This is a genomic window from Paenibacillus sp. ISL-20 (assembly GCF_018613005.1).
Lineage (GTDB): Bacteria > Bacillota > Bacilli > Paenibacillales > Paenibacillaceae > Paenibacillus_AQ.
On the sequence record NZ_JAGGRD010000026.1, the window covers coordinates 156,306 to 172,414 of the forward strand.

Here is a 16,109-nt window from a genome sequence, read left to right on the forward strand (position 1 = left end):
TAGTGTAAAAGTTATGTTTGCCTGCACATTGTTTAAACGACACGACATGAGGCCCGGCTAAAGGTTATACAGCATCTAAATTCAACCAGGTCAATAGAAAAACCACCGGAGTAACAATAGGCTTCTTCAAGCCTCTCCGGTGGTTTTGATTCTATTTTAATGCGTAGTCACTGGTGCAATATTACATAGCTGCTCGTTTCAGCTGGCCGTAATACAGGTCGCTATAGAATCCTCCCTGCTTCAGCAGTTCATCATGAGAGCCTTGCTCCAGCAGGCGCCCATCCTTCAGCACCAGGATGCGGTCCGCCGAGCGGATCGTATTTAGACGATGGGCAATCACGAAGCTCGTCCTTCCCTTCATTAACAGCTGCAATCCTTCCTGGATCTTGATCTCCGTTACGGTATCGATGCTGCTTGTCGCTTCATCCAGCACCAGCATGGAAGGGTTGGCCAGAATCGCCCTCGCGATCGCAAGCAGCTGCCTCTGGCCTTGGCTGATGCCGCTGCCGTCAGGCTTGAGTTTCTTGTCATAACCATCCTTCATCCGCACGATAAACGAGTGGGCATTGGCCAGCTTCGCGGCTTCTTCCACTTCCTCATCGGTGGCATCCAGCCATCCGAAGCGGATATTCTCACGGATCGTGCCCTGGAAGAGGAAGGAATCCTGCAGCACAAAAGCCATCTGCGAGCGCAGGCTCTCCCTGCGAATCGAGGAAATATCCCGCCCGTCGAGGGTAATGCTTCCACTGTCCGGATCGTAGAACCGGGATAGAAGCTGAATTAAGGTGGTTTTCCCTGCACCGGTCGGACCGACCAGCGCAATCATCTCGCCGGGTTTCGCTTCAAAGCTGATTCCTTCCAGAGTGTCCCCGTCTTTCTCATAAGAAAACGATACGTTGTCGAACTTCACCGCACCCTCCACGCTTTTCAGCGTGACAGCAGCCCCTTCATCCTTCGCTTCAACCTCTTCATCCAGCACTTCGAATACGCGTTCCGCACCCGCGATGGCTGATAGCAGCGTATTCCATTGGTTCGCCAGATCGTTCAGCGGTCTCGTAAACTGTCGCGCGTAACTCTCAAATATAATGATGACGCCGATCGTAATATGTCCCTGAATCGCCATGATGCCGCCAATTCCTGCTACGATCGCAAAGCTCAAGTTGTTGAGCCCGTTCATCAGTTTCGGAATAAAGCCTGAGATGCTCTGCGCCCAGAAGCCCGAAAGGCGAATCCGTTGATTGCGCTCATCGAATTCGCGTACAACCCGTTCTTCCTGGGAAAAAGCCTTAATGATCCGCTGTCCTGACAGCGTTTCTTCAATATACCCGTTCAGATCCCCCAGGTTGCGTTGACGCTCTTTGAACAAGGGACCGGTCCGTCGGGTGATCCAGCGCATCCCCATCATCATCAGCGGCACAACCAGGAAGGTCAGCAGCGTAAGGAGCGGGCTAAGCCATAACATGACGGATAAAGTACCGATTAAGGTCAACACGCTCGAGAAGATTTGAATGGCCGAGCTGTTCAGCGTTGAGCTCACGTTCTCGATATCGTTCGTCAGACGGCTCATGATCTCACCCTGTTGGCGCTTGCCATAGAACGGAATCGGGAGCCGGTGCAGATGCGTGAACAGATCCATCCGCATCCGGTACACCGTTTCTTGGGCGATGCCGATCATCCAGACGTTGTGCAGCCAGGTGGTTAAAGCCTGAAGGACATAGACGGCGGCTAGGCCAACGAGAAAATACAACCAGGCCGAGTCGGTGGAGCTGTCCGGATTACGTACATCATCCAGAAATTTGTCCACCCCGATGCCGAGCAGATAGGGACCGAGCAGCGCCAAGCCCGAGCTGATCATCACCATCAGCAGCACAAGTGCGAGCTTCCCTTTGCGGCGGACGAGATAAGCCCATATTCTGGAAAGTGTGCCCGACCAGTTTTTGGCCTTGGCTTTTGGCTTACCGCCCTGGCCGCCATCCTTATTGTTGCCAAGATCGAACTTCGGTCTTGGATGACGAAACGGTTCAGTGAATGCCTTAAGCATGCTGCTGCGCCTCCTCTCCGTATTGGGATTCATAGATGCGTCGATACAGAGCGGAACTTTCCATCAAAGCGTCGTGGTTCCCTTTTTCAATCAAACGACCATCGTCCAGCAGCAGGATCAAATCGGCCGAAGTGGTGGAGCTGATCTTCTGCGTGATCAAAAACGTCGTGCAGGACAAATCCTTCAGGGCATCCAGCAGAGCGCCTTCCGTTCGGACATCAAGGGCGCTGGTGCTGTCGTCCAGAATAAGGATGGCAGGCTTTCGCACGAGCGCCCGTGCAATGGACAAGCGCTGCTTCTGTCCGCCGGACAAGTTGACTCCCCGCTGGCCCAGCATCGTATCATAGCCCTTAGGCAAATGCTCGATGGTATCATGGATTTGGGCTCTGCGCGCCGCTTCTTTAATTTCCTCCATGGAAGCATCCTCGCGTCCCCAAGCAATGTTATCCCGGACCGTACCGGAGAAGAGCAGCACTTCCTGCGGCACATAACCGATGCTGCTGCGCAGATTCACCTCATCGATCGATCCGGCATCCATTCCGTCTACGAGCACGGTCCCCTTCTCTTCCTCGTAAAGCCGTGGAATTAGCTGTACTAACGAAGATTTGCCGGAACCTGTTGCTCCCATAATCGCGATCCGCTCTCCGGGCCTCGCTTCAAAGGAAATATCCGTCAGCACGTCGATGTCGCTGCCCGGGTAGCTGAAGCTCACTTGCTCGAACTTCACGCCCCCTTGAATTTCAACCTTTTTATTTTTATCCTTACCCGCGCTTGCTGCATCCTCTTCGGTCTTTAACACTTCCTGTGTCCGCTGGGCGGAAGCGCGCCCCCGGGAGAAGGCAACGACAACCCAGGACAGGGCGGACATGGCACCAATACAACGTAGAGAATAATTGACGACGGCAACCACTTCGCCGACGCTGGCACTGCCTGACGCGATGTCTTTGCGGCCAAACCACAGGACCGCCATAATCCCGGCATTCATAATGAGAAGAATAAACGGCATCGTTGTCTCCGTTAACCGCAAGGTCGAGACGGTGGTGCTCATCAGCTTGCCCGAGGTACGGCCAAAGCGTTCAATCTCGTGACCCATGCGCACAAATACGCGAATCAACCGGATCCCGGTCAAATTCTCCTGAATAACACCGTTCACCGCATCCAGTCGCTGCTGCACATTGCGGAACGCATCCGCTGCCCGCTTCATAATCCAAGCGATAAAAATAAACAGCAATGGCACGGTAAGGACAAGCAGCAAGCCCAGCTTCACATTTACTACCAATGCCATGATAATGCTTCCTAACACAACTAGCGGAACACGCGTCATAAACCGTAAGCCCATGAACACCGTATCCTGAACCTGGGTGACGTCACCCGTAAGTCTAGTAATCAATGATGAGGTAGCAAACCGGTTAAATATCGAATAGGAGAAGGACTGCACTTTTTCATACAGCTGATCACGCAGATCATAGCCGAGTCCCTGACTCGTATGCGCCGCAAAAAAAGAGCTGGATATCCCGGCTATAAAGGCAATAATAGCGCTTCCAGTTAAAACGACTCCCCACATCCATACGACGGACAAATCCTGTTTCTGAATACCGTCGTCAATGATTTTAGAGATGAGCAGCGGCTGAATCAGCTCAACGGTGAGCTCAATCAGCATCATGACCAGTGCCGCAATCGCTGCTACGCGGTACTTTTTCAAGATAGAGAAGACCATTCCCATATGCATTCCTCCGAGGCTGAAGACCTTTATCATGTTCTATCATCAATTACCCACTGGTCTTCATGTAGTAGCAATATTAGTTCGTACAAGAGCTGGATATGTCTATTATAATATATTTTCTCCTATAACTTACCGGCTGATTAAAAATATCACGGGAATTCACATTCCAAAACGCAATGGTTGACATGTGTAGGGAGCTGTACACCGGAGATGAAAAAGAGAGCCTATTCTTCAGGATTGTCTCCTCTCGAATAGGGCTCTCTTGTTGAAACATATATCTATTCCACTGATTTCAGCGCTTCAATCATATCAATCCGCTTCAGTTTGTAATGCATGGAGGCCATGACAATGGCCGAGAACAACAGTGTCAGCAGTGCCGCATAGCCGTAACTGATTCCATGGATGACGGGACTGAACATCATCGCGTCCACTTCCGCGGTCAGGAGCACGAACCGGTGCAGGAACACGCCTCCCAGACTGCCCGCTATGATCCCCAGCACGGTCAGAATCATATTTTCGCGATAAATGTACATGGTTACTTCCTTATCATAGAAGCCAAGCACCTTGATCGTTGACAGCTCCCGTATCCGCTCAGATACGTTAATATTCGTCAGATTGTACAGCACGACAAACGCGAGCGCCGCTGCAGATACAATCAGGACAACCACCACAACGTTCATGCTGTCCATCGTATCACTAAAGGCATTGCTTACTCCACTCGTGAAGCTGACCATCGCCACCCGCTGGCTTGCGGTTAACGTTTCTCCAAGCTGGTCCTCCCACTCCGGATCGTGATTGTTGTTGTCATACGTCAGCAATTGACTGTTCACTTCCGGCGTCCCATCAAAAATCTCTTCGTAATACAGCGGCGTCATATAGACGTAGTGCATCGCATAGTTCTCCGTTATCCCGGCTACACGTATCTCATAAGGATCGTTGTCGCTGTTCTGGACGGTGAAAGTACTGCCGATCTTGAGATCAAACAGCTTGGCAAGCTTCTCGGTAATGATTGCACCGTCATCCGTCAGTGACAGTGTCTGCTCCTGCCCACGGGATTTTAGGACGATAAACGAATCGATCTCCTCCGGCGATTGCGGCACGAACAAACTCACATCCTGGGCGTTCACCCCGGGGGCGGTCGCAGTCATCGCCTCTTGGGTCACATTTAAAATCCCCGTAATCTCCGGCGTATCCGCAATGCGCTTGTTATAATCCTCCAGCATGCTGCTATCGCCGTTATCGTCTTGAAATACAACGGTCGCTTGATGCTGCATGATCTTTCCGTATTGCAGCGGCGCGATATCCCCGATGGAATCCTTGAGACCGAAACCGGTCAGAATCAGAGCCGTGCAACCGGCAACGCCGCAGACGGTCATAAACATCCGCTGCTTGTAGCGAAACAGATTACGGGCGGTTACTTTTCCAATAAATCCGAGTCGGTTCCACACCCAAGGTACTCGCTCCAGCCATATGCGGGATCCGTTCTTAGGCGCTCTGGGACGCATCAGGACCGAAGCGTTGCTTCGAAGTTCCACTCGCGTTGCCACATAAGCTGTCATGGTCGTACAGAGCACAGCCACGATGATCGAGATGATGCTGTAGCTGAGATAAAATCGCGTTCTCACATCCGGCAGATTGTATAAAGCGCCGTAAGCATCATAGATAATGGCTGGAAACAAGGTGAAGCCGATAGCCAGTCCGGCTGCTGAGGCCGCAACACTGGCCAGCGTCGAATAGACCAGGAATTTTTTCATCACATCCCGGTTGCTGTATCCGAGTGCTTTCAAGGTTCCGATCTGCAGCCGCTGCTCCTCAACCATCCGGGTCATCGTTGTCAGGCTGACGAGGGCGGCGATCAGGAAAAAGAACACCGGGAATGCCGTTGCAATAGAAGATAAGCGGTCCGCATTATCACTGTACTCGGTATACCCCGGATTGACGCCGCGGTCCATGACGTAGACTTTGGGCAGCTCGAGCTGATCCAGCTCCTTCTGTCCCTCCGCCACTTCCTTCTCGCCATCGGTGATTTCCCGCTCAGCCTTTACTTTTTCTTCATTAAATTTCTTTAGACCTTCCTGGTACTCCGCCTGCCCTTCGCTAAGCTCCGCTTTCGCATCCGCGAGCTTGGCTTCCCCTGCCTGTTTAGCAGCAGCAAGCTCCTCCGTTCCTTGCTTCAACGAAGCTTCACCCTGCACGAGCTGACGCTCGGCTTCCCGAAGCTTGGCTTGTCCTTCTTTCAGCTCTGCTCGGCTTGCATGCAGCTTCTGCTGAGCGTTATCCAGCTGCAGGGAAGCTTCGTTTAAACCGCTCTGGAACGCAGAGGCAGCCTTTTGCAAAGCAGCGCCATCCAATGTGCCTCCCATGAAACCCGCAGTAGCTGCTCCTAGTTTCGGATCGGCCGCCTGAGCCGCCGAGAGCAGTTCCTTCCTCTGCTCTTCCGGTATGCCCTCCGGATCTAAACCGGAGATTTGCTGCAGCGCCTTCGCTACTTGCTGCCCTTGTGCCAGCTTTGGTGCCAGCTCCGACTTCTGTTGATCCAGTTGACTTTGACCCATCTTAAGCTGGGATTGTCCTTGCTCCAACTGCTGCCGATTCCGCTTCAGCTCCGCTCTGCCTTGGGCAAGTTTTTTGGCCGCGGAATCCAGCTTGGCCTGCCCCTGGTCCAGCTCGGTTTGAAGCTTGTTGACGCCATCGCGGTAGGATTGCTCGCCTTCATTCAGCTTGACCTTCGCATCATTTAACTTCTGCTCCGCATCGGCCAGCTGTTTCTTGGCATCCTCGATTTTGTCCATGGCCTCATCCAGCTTCTTCTGACCGTTGACGCGAACCTCTGTCAGCCGCTCCTGCGGCATGGTCTCCAGTGCCAGTTCTACCGCTTCTTTGTGCCGTTTGATCTTCTCGTCATACTCAGGCGTATAGGGAGCTGATTCAGCGGTGTCTTGAAAGGTCAGGTAGGCTTCCGTATATACAGATAGTTTAAAGTCCTTCTCCGGTATAACGGCGAACACATCCGCTGTCCCCTTTCCGATGCCGCTCGTTCCCCGGCTCATGCTGCTGATGAACAGCGGACTCTTCGCCCTTCCCACGACCGTGTAAGTTAGGTGGTCAAACTTTTTCTTGAGGTTGACTTCTTGATTCGGATTGGCAAAGGTAATCTGATCCCCCAGTTTAAATTCATTTCCGCGGTCTCCTGCGTCGATGACGATTTCCCCTGTGGCCTCCGGCATTCGGCCTTCTGTAAGCACATATTGATTCAGATTATTTCCTGGGTCATAGGAGAGCACCTTCGCGATCCGCCCGCTGTCACCGAGGAATACGTCTGCGCTATAGCCCTGTTGAACCTCGTCCACTCCGGCAACCAACTTCAGCTTCTCGATATCGCTTTGTTCGAGACCCAAGGTGGACTGAACCTTAAGATCCATCAGCTTTAAATCACTATAGTAGTGATCCGCTGTATCCAGCATGTCAGGACCCGTGGCTTTGATCCCCGCAAAAAAACCGACGCCGAGCATAATAATGGCAAAAATGGACAGAAACCGAGCTTTTGTCCGCGATATTTCCCGGAAAATATCAGTCCACAGCGCTCTTTTCTTCATGATATGTATCTCCCTACCACTCGATGTTGTCTACAGAAACGGGGGCCGGATTCAAAACCATGTTCCGAACCTTGGCATTGTTGATCTCGATGACCCGATCCGCCATCGGCGTCAGGGCAGAATTATGCGTAATGACGATAACCGTCGTTCCGGTATGGCGGCAGGTGTCTTGGAGCAGCTTCAGCACCTGCTTTCCCGTATGGTAATCAAGCGCACCCGTGGGTTCATCGCAGAGAAGCAGCTTCGGCTGCTTGGCGAGTGCTCTGGCAATCGCTACCCGCTGCTGTTCCCCGCCGGACAGCTGTGCCGGAAAATTGTTCAGACGATTACCCAGGCCTACATCCCGCAGTACTTGCTCCGCGTCCAAAGCCCGGGGAGAAATTTGGGAAGCGAGTTCCACATTTTCTTTTGTCGTCAGGTTGGGAACCAGGTTATAAAATTGAAACACAAATCCGACGTCATTGCGCCGATAGCCGGTCAACTCCTTGCTGTTAAACTTGGCAATATCCGTTCCATCCACCAGTACTTGTCCCTCATCCGCGGTATCCATGCCACCCAATATATTCAGCACCGTGGATTTGCCTGCGCCGCTGGGACCGACTATAATCGCAAACTCGCCTTTTTCGATCTCCAGGTTGATTCCATCATTGGCTACAATGGTGGTCTCTCCCATCCGGTAGCGCTTATATTCATCCTTTATGCTCACAAAAGCCATGTTACTCCACTCCCAACTCATGGTTGCAATATCGGCTTGCCGTTATATAAAGTTATGTAATCCAAGGCGGCTTGTCCGATGCTCTAGCTGTAGGGCTGCTCACCTGTTGTACGAGTATGTCCTTCAGCATCGTACGGATATGTCCTGCGGCATGTGTCGCGGCCATTGTGCTATGTCTCGTATTTGTGCATTCTCTGTAGTTAGACTCCTTGTTTACTTGCGTTCATTCAATGATATCGTCCTTTAAACCAGTGTAGCATAAACAAATCGGCCAAAGAAAACGCAGCATCCCCCGCGAAGGCAATGTCACAGAATGTTCCAAATTGGAAAAAGCCCGAGCAGCACAAAAAAAGCACCTCCTCACCTAGGAGGAAGCGCTTCTCTGCAGGATTTATTGTCAATTGATATGCCCGGTCAACGTCGCTTCATGGAGATCCTTGCCTTGGGCCCACTCCCTGTACGAAAAATCAAGCACGCCGCCCTGAGCAAGCGAAGTCATGACCCTCCCTTCTTCGAAGGAGTACGAAAAAGTATGCAACGTTCCAAACAAATCGTCGTAATCCGTAAAAAACAACGGGGACTCTCGCTCCTTAAATAAACCGAATGCTTCGGTTTGGGTCAACTGTGTGGCATCCAGGCCATCGATGTAACGTTTACGCCCAAGGGAATGCTCGATGGAAGGCCTGTTCTTATCCGTCAACGCTTCGTAATGGTTAACGCAGGCGATTGCAGCCTCCCCGCCCGCACGGGTAATGACTTGATCCGGACTTGCTTCCACAACGGCCATGTTCCCTCGTGCATCTCCTATTGAAAAGTTATAGCAAGCCGCATGGGGAATATGGCGCAGCATATAAGACGCTTCTCCTACGGTAGCGCATGATTCCAATATCATTCGAACGCCGACCCATGGCGACAGGCCCGTCCGGTATCCGTCAAAGCTCACAAAGTGCAGCCCGGCGGCAAGCCCCTTTTCATTAACCCCGTCATGCCGGCCCAGCGCCTGCAAATTATAACCTGCGGTCGCCAAACCTTGGTCGGCTTGGGCAGCGGTAAAATAACCATCGTAAAACGCAGGCGTAAAATCGTAATTTCTTACGTAATACGAAGGGGTAATCATCGCCGAACAGCCCATGGCCGCGATCTCTGGAACATCGTATCCCCCTAGGAGAGCGGCGGCTTTGGGAAACGGCATTTCCAATCCTTCCGCCAGTCCTTCAAGCTCCGATAGCAGCTGCGGGGCAAACTCGTTATAGATGCTCTTCAACTGTTCCGTATCGATCTCCGGTTTGGTGGCCGCTTCAAAAGCTTTTAATATCGGTTGATTTCGCAGGCTGCGACCCAGCTTCAGCCCATTGTGATAGTTATCTTCTCTAAGCTGCAAGATGTTTACCATGTAATTCGGCATTTTAACCCCTCCACCCAGGCGGTATTCCATATGGGAATATATCCCTTATCCGATTATAGATGCATTTCATCCATCTTCCAATAAAAAAGCTCCGTCCCGGCATGTTTACATGCTTGGACGGAGCAGATTTTTAGGCACGGGGCAATGTTTCAAACATTCGAACGTATTGCTCATATTTTTCAGACCAGGCATCTTTGCGCGATTCCAGCGTCCTGTCCTCCAGCAATGCTTCAATGACGTCCAGGCATACGTCCCAACCGGCAATATCCTTCGGTGTATGATCCGTAATTTTCGTTATCGTCTCAATAAGCACCAGACGACAGCCTGCCGCCTCGGGATGCAGCTCAAAACGCACTCGGTCCTCTCCCCACGTATACTCCAATACCGATAACTCCCGATAGTCCGTAATTTCAAATTCTTCGAACGTTCCGTCCTGCATATCAAATGTAATTTTGCCGCCTTGGCGCAAATCTTCCACTTTAAGCTCCGAGAACCATTGAGTCAGCTTGTCATTATCCGTCAGATAAGACCACACCTTCTCCACTGAATGCTTCAGGCGGCGTTCAAATCGCACGCTCGTTCCGAACTCGTCTTGCTGTACAACAGCCAGCATGTTTCACCCTCCTCAGGAATGTTTTATTCAAAATGGTTATTTAAATCAAACTACATTCCGATGTTTAAGGAGATTCATCCCCATCCAGCAGCCTCTCCAAATCATCCAGCTTGTTTGTCCAGAAGTGTCGGTAAGGCTCCAGCCAGTCGTGGATTTCCTCCAGAGGTTTGGCATTCAAGCTGTACACATGCCTTTGAGCCTCTTTCCGCAGAGAGACAAGACCAGCCTCCCTCAAGATGCGCAAATGCTTTGATACGCCTGGTTGACTGAGCTGAATGAGATCTACCATCTCGCCCACCGTGTACTCTTTCACACGCAAATAGTCCAGTATGGTCCTGCGGTTCGGTTCTGCCAATACTTCAAAAAGGTTATCGTTCAACATGTTTACTATATTACTATTCAGTTATATTTCTGTAAAGCTATACACAAAAGCGGACGCGAGCTTTGAACAAACATCGCATCGCCGAGTACCCGCCGAATATATATGATGCGGTTACCCGATCGATCCTAGGCTGGACTGACACAGTTAAACAATATTAATCAATATCAGTAAGGGAGGAAACAGCAGACGTCTGCTGTCTCTTCCCTTATTTATGATCAGTACTAAAAAATATTTTTGCATTGCCGATGTTATAGTTGAAACTTTATTCTAAGCCAATGCGTCATATTGTAGAGGAAAATAATAACAAAGCTAAATTTCAGGAGGTTGAGTGTGTGAAAAGAATATGGACTGCCTTGCTAGCAGCTATACTGTTAATCCCCATGACATTCCAATCGCAGGCACAGGCGGCAGTGAACATCAGCGTCTTGATTGACGGTGTCAAGCTGTATACGCCTCAAGCACCTATCATGATCCAAGGACGCGTCATGCTTCCGATGAGATCCATCTTCGAAGCCTTGGATGCCTCGGTCAAGTGGAATCAAAAAACGAAAACCGTCACAGCGACCAAGAATGGCACAACCGTCATTCTAAAAATTAACTCCAAGACGGCCACCATCAATAACAAGACGGTAGCGCTGGATGTTCCGGCGAAAAACTTAAAAGGAAATACCATGGTTCCAGTGCGCTTCGTAAGTGAAGCCCTCGGCCAAAAAATCGGCTGGAATTCCAAAACGAAAACGGTCACCGTCAAAACAACGAACAATTCAGGCGGCGGCGGAAATAATACCGGTATCGTACCGGTGAATTATGTGACCCTTCGGGACATCGGCAACGCCGGCGACGGCCGCGATCTGCAGGTCAGCTTCTCCAAATCGTCGACCGAATCATTAATTTCGCATTACCGCGTGATGATTGTGAAGCAGTCCAAGACGTTAAACCAATCAGAGGCACAGCGCGTGTCCTCCGCAGCTTACACAACGGTGTACCCGTCCGGCTCGGATCAGACTCTGACCCTCACGTCGAGTTCAAGGGATGTGGATAATGATCTTATCCGCGATAACCAGTCTTATAAAGCTTACGTATTGGCAGTTAGCAGCACAGGCGGCACATATGCCCTTTCCTCGGCTTCGCCGTCGTTGACGCTGACCAACACCAATTCGGTGAACGGAGCAACCAACGTGAAGGCAAGCGATGTGAGCGACTACGGCGATGGCCGTGATCTGCAGGTCAGCTTCACGCGTGCCCAGAACGAGAGCAATGTAACTAACTATCGCGTATTTGCGGTAAAAACGAAGGATGTTGCCAACTTTAATCTGGCGGCAGCTAAATCCGTCCCAAGTCAGAATTATACGACGGTGAGCAAAACCAGTACGACGAATACAACGCTGTCCACGACGCTGAGTTCCTCTGCTCGCGATACTTCAGGCGAGCTCATCCGCAGCGGTGTCGCTTACACTGTGTTTGTCCTATCTGTCAGCAGCAACGAGAGTGTGCTTGCAAGCAACCTGTCTTCAGGTTCATCTTCCATCACGCTCAACACGGGAACCGCAACGGTTCCATCCATTACGCAGGTGACGGATATCAGCGATCATGGTGATGGCCGCGATCTTCGCGTAAGCTTTAACAAGGTATCCAACGAATCCAACATTCACTCTTATCGCGTGTTTGTCGTAAAGGACAGCAATTACAGCAGCTTCAACTTGAGCAAAGCCAATGCTGTGTCCAGCTACAACTACACCCAAGTCAACAAAACCGGGAATAACATCAACAACTTAACGCTGGCGTCGAGTGCTAAAGATGTAGATGGAGCAACGATTCGTAACGGCGTGCACTATCGCGTATTCGTCATGGCCGTGGACTACAGTAACTCCAATAATAACGTGCTGTCTGCTCCATCGAACTCCATCATCTTGAGTTCCAGCACCAATCTGGGCGCAGTCACCAATCTGTCCGTCACTGACGTGAACAACTACAATGACGGACGCGATCTGCAGGTGTCATTCACCCAGCCGTCTGATCGTTCTAACATCAGCTATTACCAGGTATTCGTTGTAAAATCATCTGATAGTTATTTTGATCTGAATAGAGCCAATAACTTAAACAACAGCTATTATTACACTCAAATCAATAAGAATAACAGCAGCAACTACATTACTCAAACCCTGAATTCCAACAGTCGTGATATCGATGGAGAGCTGATTCGCAATGGTATCAGCTATCGCGTATACGTCCTGTCCGTAGGATATTCGGGCAATAACAATGCATTATCCAATTACTCATCGATTACGCTTGGAAACAACAATCAGGGCAATGTAAACCCTGTTTCCACGCCAACCTTGTCCATTATCGGCAATAATGGTAACGGAAGCGACCTTCGAGTCGCCTTCAATCCTGCTAATGGTGAAAACTTCATCGAACATTACCGGATTCTCGTTGTGAAGTCTTCCAAGAGCCTGACTGTGTCCCAAGCTTATGATAACGGGAATTATACCACGGTTAACAAAACCGGCAGAACTATCTCTCGGGATTTAGCAAACACGACCCGGGATAGCGACGGGGAACTCATTCAAAGAGGTTCAAGCTACCGAGTGTATATCTTGTCGGTAGGTTACTCGAATTACGGCAGAGCACTTTCATCGGTTTCTAATGCCGTTACGATTCAAGGCGTGACGGAAGTTGGGAAAGCTACGAACGTTACGGCAGCTGATGTGAGCGATAATAATAACGCAAGCGACTTGAAAGTATCGTTTACCAAGGCTGCAAATGAAACCAACATTAAGGAATACCGGATCATGGTCGTGAAGCAAGCTAACGCTGGTAACTTTAATGTAGCTCAAGCTAACAATGTATCTTACTTCGACAGAGTACCGATCGGCTCCAATTTTGAGGATGTTCTGAGACCTGGAACAAGAGATGTTAACAATGAGACAATTCGCAATATGGTGGATTATCAAGTATTCGTATTGTCCGTAAGCAACAATGGAAGCAACAACGCCCTGTCGGCACCATCTGCGCCAATCAAGCTTACGGGTACCGCCGTCACGGTTCCTTCGGACGTGTATGCCGGGATTGAAAGCACCAACGGCAATAGCAGCGACATTGTTGTCAAATTTAATCCTTCCTCAGGAAGTGTTAAAGAATATCGAATCATGGTCGTACCGAGCAACCAAAGTTTCGGACTGGACGACGCCAACAAAGTCACCAAGGAACAATTGTATACGAAGGTATCGCCATCTCCTAACAGAATCGAGCACAAATTGTCCGCAGGTTTAGCGGACGTCAACGGTGCAGCTATCGTAACTGGTACTAAATATAGGGTTTACATCCTTGCTGTTGCTGATGGAACCATTTCTACCAACAACAGCATCTCCAATTCTTCTGCGGAGTTTGAAATTCTGAACCGTATCCAAACAACGGGCGTTGCAGCCAAGCTGGATGCAAGCGGGAAGCTTCAAGTCGATTTCAAGAAGGCGATCGATGAGCGCAACATTACGGCATACCGCCTGTTGTTTGTAGAGAAAGACAACATCAAGAACTTCGATCTTAAAGCTGCAACAGCAGCCGCTGCCAAAGAAGATAAGAACGCAACAATAAATCCCGATGGCAAAGATATCTCGACTCTGATTGATATCCCTGCCAAAGATGCCTACGGAAAAGACATTAAAGACAATACGGAATACGCCGTTTATGTCCTGTCCGTACTGGGGAAAGATAAGAAAATCGCTTCGAGTGCTCAATCCGTAGCACCTTTATCCGAAGCATCCAAAACGCTTGTTTTAATTAAAAAACCTTAGTCAAAGGTAGAATTTCAACATTCTCTAACGTAAAGAGCTGTCCCTCGGTCAATTTGACCATGAGGGACAGCTCTTTTTATCCCCTCCCACCCATCAACCCCCTTTCTGTAACCACCTGCATCTCATAACTAATTTCCACATGATTTTATGACGAATTATCCGGGTACTTCCAAATGGGAAAATATGATAATTTGTAAATTAGAAAGCGCCTTCAATAAACTTTGGAGGTGAATGTCTACCTTTAAAATTCTCATGACAGCTGGAACCTCGTCATCCGACAGATACCTCACACTTAGTCACTCTAGTTAAACACCGATTTACAACTTCATGACAAAGGAGATGCTAATGATAATCCTGAATAAGAAATCCATCTGTTCCTTGGCCCTCATCGTTTCTTTGGTCATCTCCATGTTCCCTTATTATGCATCCGCAACAAAAAACGAACATCCAAGATCTCCAAAGAAAAATCCCCAAGCCTACGTCAATGATATGCAGCCCGGCTGGAACCTTGGCAATTCGCTGGATGCCGTGACCGAACTATATCATTGACGCCGCTTACATGGACCGGGTACAAGAGGTTGTTGATTGGGCGCTTGAAGCTGATCTGTACGTAATGATCAACCTCCATCACGATTCTTGGCTATGGACTAGCCATATGGAGCACAATCGCAACGAGGTGGTTGCCAAGTACAACGCCGTGTGGACTCAAGTGGCCTATCGCTTCCGGAAGCATTCCAACAAACTGATGTTTGAGAGCGTCAATGAACCCCGCTTCTAGGATGGCGGGACCACTGACGAGACGAAAGCATTTCAGATGTTGGATGAACTTCATATGTCATTCCATCAGATCGTCCGCGGCTCTGGAGCACGCAATGCAACCCGGCCACTTGTGCTATCTACCCTGGGGGCGTCTCCAACTCAGGAGAGAATGAACGAGCTGTACAACACCATGACCAAGCTGAATGATGCCAATCTCATCGCCAGAGGGATTCCCGTCATCCTGGGTGAATACGGACTGCTGGCTTCGATCAGAGCACGGGAGTCATTGAGCAGGGGGAGAAACTGAAGTTCTTTGAATATCTAACCTATTATCTCAAACAGAAGAACATTACCCATATGTTGTGGGACAACGGCCAGCACTTTAAGCGAACCGCCTTTACCTGGTCCGATCCGGAGCTGTACAACATCATGAAGGCGGGTTGGAGCGGGCGCTCATCGACCGCTGACACCGACCTGATCTTCTTAAAAAAGGGAGCTGCTGCCCAGGATAAAAGCATACCTTTGAACTTAAACGACAACACGTTAACCGAAGTCAGCACAAACGGACAACTGCTCGTCGCCGGGCAGGATTATATGCTTAACGGAAATACGATCATGTTTACATCCAGCCTGCTGTCCAGACTGACTTCATCCGGCCAATTCGGCGTGAATGCTGTATTGGCGGCCAAATTCAACCGCGGTGCGGACTGGAATTTCAGGGTCATCTTCCATGATAAGCCTGTGCTGCTCAACACGCAGGGAACTACTGATTCGTTCAGCATTCCAACGACATTCAACGGAGATCAGCTAGCCACGATGGAGGCGGTATATGAAACGGGAGGAAATGCAAGACCACAGGACTGGACCTCCTTTAAAGAGTTTGAGTATACGTTCTCCCCTTCCTACTCGACCGGTGAAATCAAGCTCAAGCCTACCTTTTTTAATAGGTCAGAGACGGAGAAGTGATTCTCAAGTTCCATTTTTGGAGCGGTGAGGTCATCACCTACAATCTTGCAAAAAGCGGAAGCAGCGTAACCGGTAACGCCTCTTAGGACACATATATCATTAACGGCCTGCTGGG

Annotated in this window: 8 protein-coding genes and 1 pseudogene; 2 read left to right on the plus strand and 7 right to left on the minus strand. The window is 49.9% G+C overall.

Going from position 1 to position 16,109, the window contains the following annotated elements:
• Window positions 1–181 precede the first annotated feature (181 nt).
• From J7E85_RS17145 to J7E85_RS17175, 7 genes are all read right to left on the minus strand, one after another.
• Window positions 182–2,041, minus strand: coding sequence for an ABC transporter ATP-binding protein (locus J7E85_RS17145; protein ID WP_215159766.1), 1,860 nt, complete (start codon window positions 2,039–2,041; stop codon window positions 182–184).
• On the minus strand, window positions 2,034–3,764 hold the full coding sequence (locus tag J7E85_RS17150) for an ABC transporter ATP-binding protein (RefSeq protein WP_215159768.1): 1,731 nt from the start codon (window positions 3,762–3,764) through the stop codon (window positions 2,034–2,036). Before J7E85_RS17150 ends, J7E85_RS17145 begins: the two co-directional genes overlap by 8 nt.
• Before the next feature lie 278 nt (window positions 3,765–4,042).
• Window positions 4,043–7,360, minus strand: a complete 3,318-nt coding sequence (locus tag J7E85_RS17155; protein WP_251035780.1) for an FtsX-like permease family protein — start codon at window positions 7,358–7,360, stop codon at window positions 4,043–4,045.
• Window positions 7,361–7,373: 13 nt separating this feature from the next.
• A complete protein-coding gene (locus J7E85_RS17160; protein WP_215159770.1) occupies window positions 7,374–8,075 on the minus strand; it encodes an ABC transporter ATP-binding protein in 702 nt (233 codons plus the stop codon).
• Window positions 8,076–8,472: 397 nt separating this feature from the next.
• Window positions 8,473–9,480 (minus strand): C45 family autoproteolytic acyltransferase/hydrolase, encoded by a 1,008-nt coding sequence (locus J7E85_RS17165; RefSeq protein WP_215159772.1) that lies wholly within the window; start codon window positions 9,478–9,480, stop codon window positions 8,473–8,475.
• 130 nt (window positions 9,481–9,610) lie between these two features.
• The gene (locus tag J7E85_RS17170; protein ID WP_215159774.1) at window positions 9,611–10,093 is read right to left on the minus strand and encodes an SRPBCC family protein; all 483 of its coding nucleotides are present in this window, start codon (window positions 10,091–10,093) and stop codon (window positions 9,611–9,613) included.
• Between the two features lie 64 nt (window positions 10,094–10,157).
• A complete protein-coding gene (locus J7E85_RS17175; RefSeq protein ID WP_215159776.1) occupies window positions 10,158–10,475 on the minus strand; it encodes an ArsR/SmtB family transcription factor in 318 nt (105 codons plus the stop codon).
• 332 nt (window positions 10,476–10,807) lie between these two features.
• On the opposite strand from J7E85_RS17175, the gene J7E85_RS17180 reads away from it, so the two are divergent.
• On the plus strand, window positions 10,808–14,269 hold the full coding sequence (locus J7E85_RS17180; protein WP_215159778.1) for a stalk domain-containing protein: 3,462 nt from the start codon (window positions 10,808–10,810) through the stop codon (window positions 14,267–14,269).
• A 345-nt stretch (window positions 14,270–14,614) separates the two neighbouring features.
• Window positions 14,615–16,080, plus strand: a pseudogene (locus tag J7E85_RS17185) (cellulase family glycosylhydrolase).
• The last annotated feature ends 29 nt before the right edge of the window (window positions 16,081–16,109 follow it).

Coding starts and splice junctions, on each gene's coding strand:
- J7E85_RS17145 (WP_215159766.1), bottom strand. CDS start 2,041: ATGCTTAAGGCATTCACTGAACCGTTTCGTCATCCAAGACCGAAGTTC.
- J7E85_RS17150 (WP_215159768.1), bottom strand. CDS start 3,764: ATGGGAATGGTCTTCTCTATCTTGAAAAAGTACCGCGTAGCAGCGATT.
- J7E85_RS17155 (WP_251035780.1), bottom strand. CDS start 7,360: ATGAAGAAAAGAGCGCTGTGGACTGATATTTTCCGGGAAATATCGCGG.
- J7E85_RS17160 (WP_215159770.1), bottom strand. CDS start 8,075: ATGGCTTTTGTGAGCATAAAGGATGAATATAAGCGCTACCGGATGGGA.
- J7E85_RS17165 (WP_215159772.1), bottom strand. CDS start 9,480: ATGCCGAATTACATGGTAAACATCTTGCAGCTTAGAGAAGATAACTAT.
- J7E85_RS17170 (WP_215159774.1), bottom strand. CDS start 10,093: ATGCTGGCTGTTGTACAGCAAGACGAGTTCGGAACGAGCGTGCGATTT.
- J7E85_RS17175 (WP_215159776.1), bottom strand. CDS start 10,475: ATGTTGAACGATAACCTTTTTGAAGTATTGGCAGAACCGAACCGCAGG.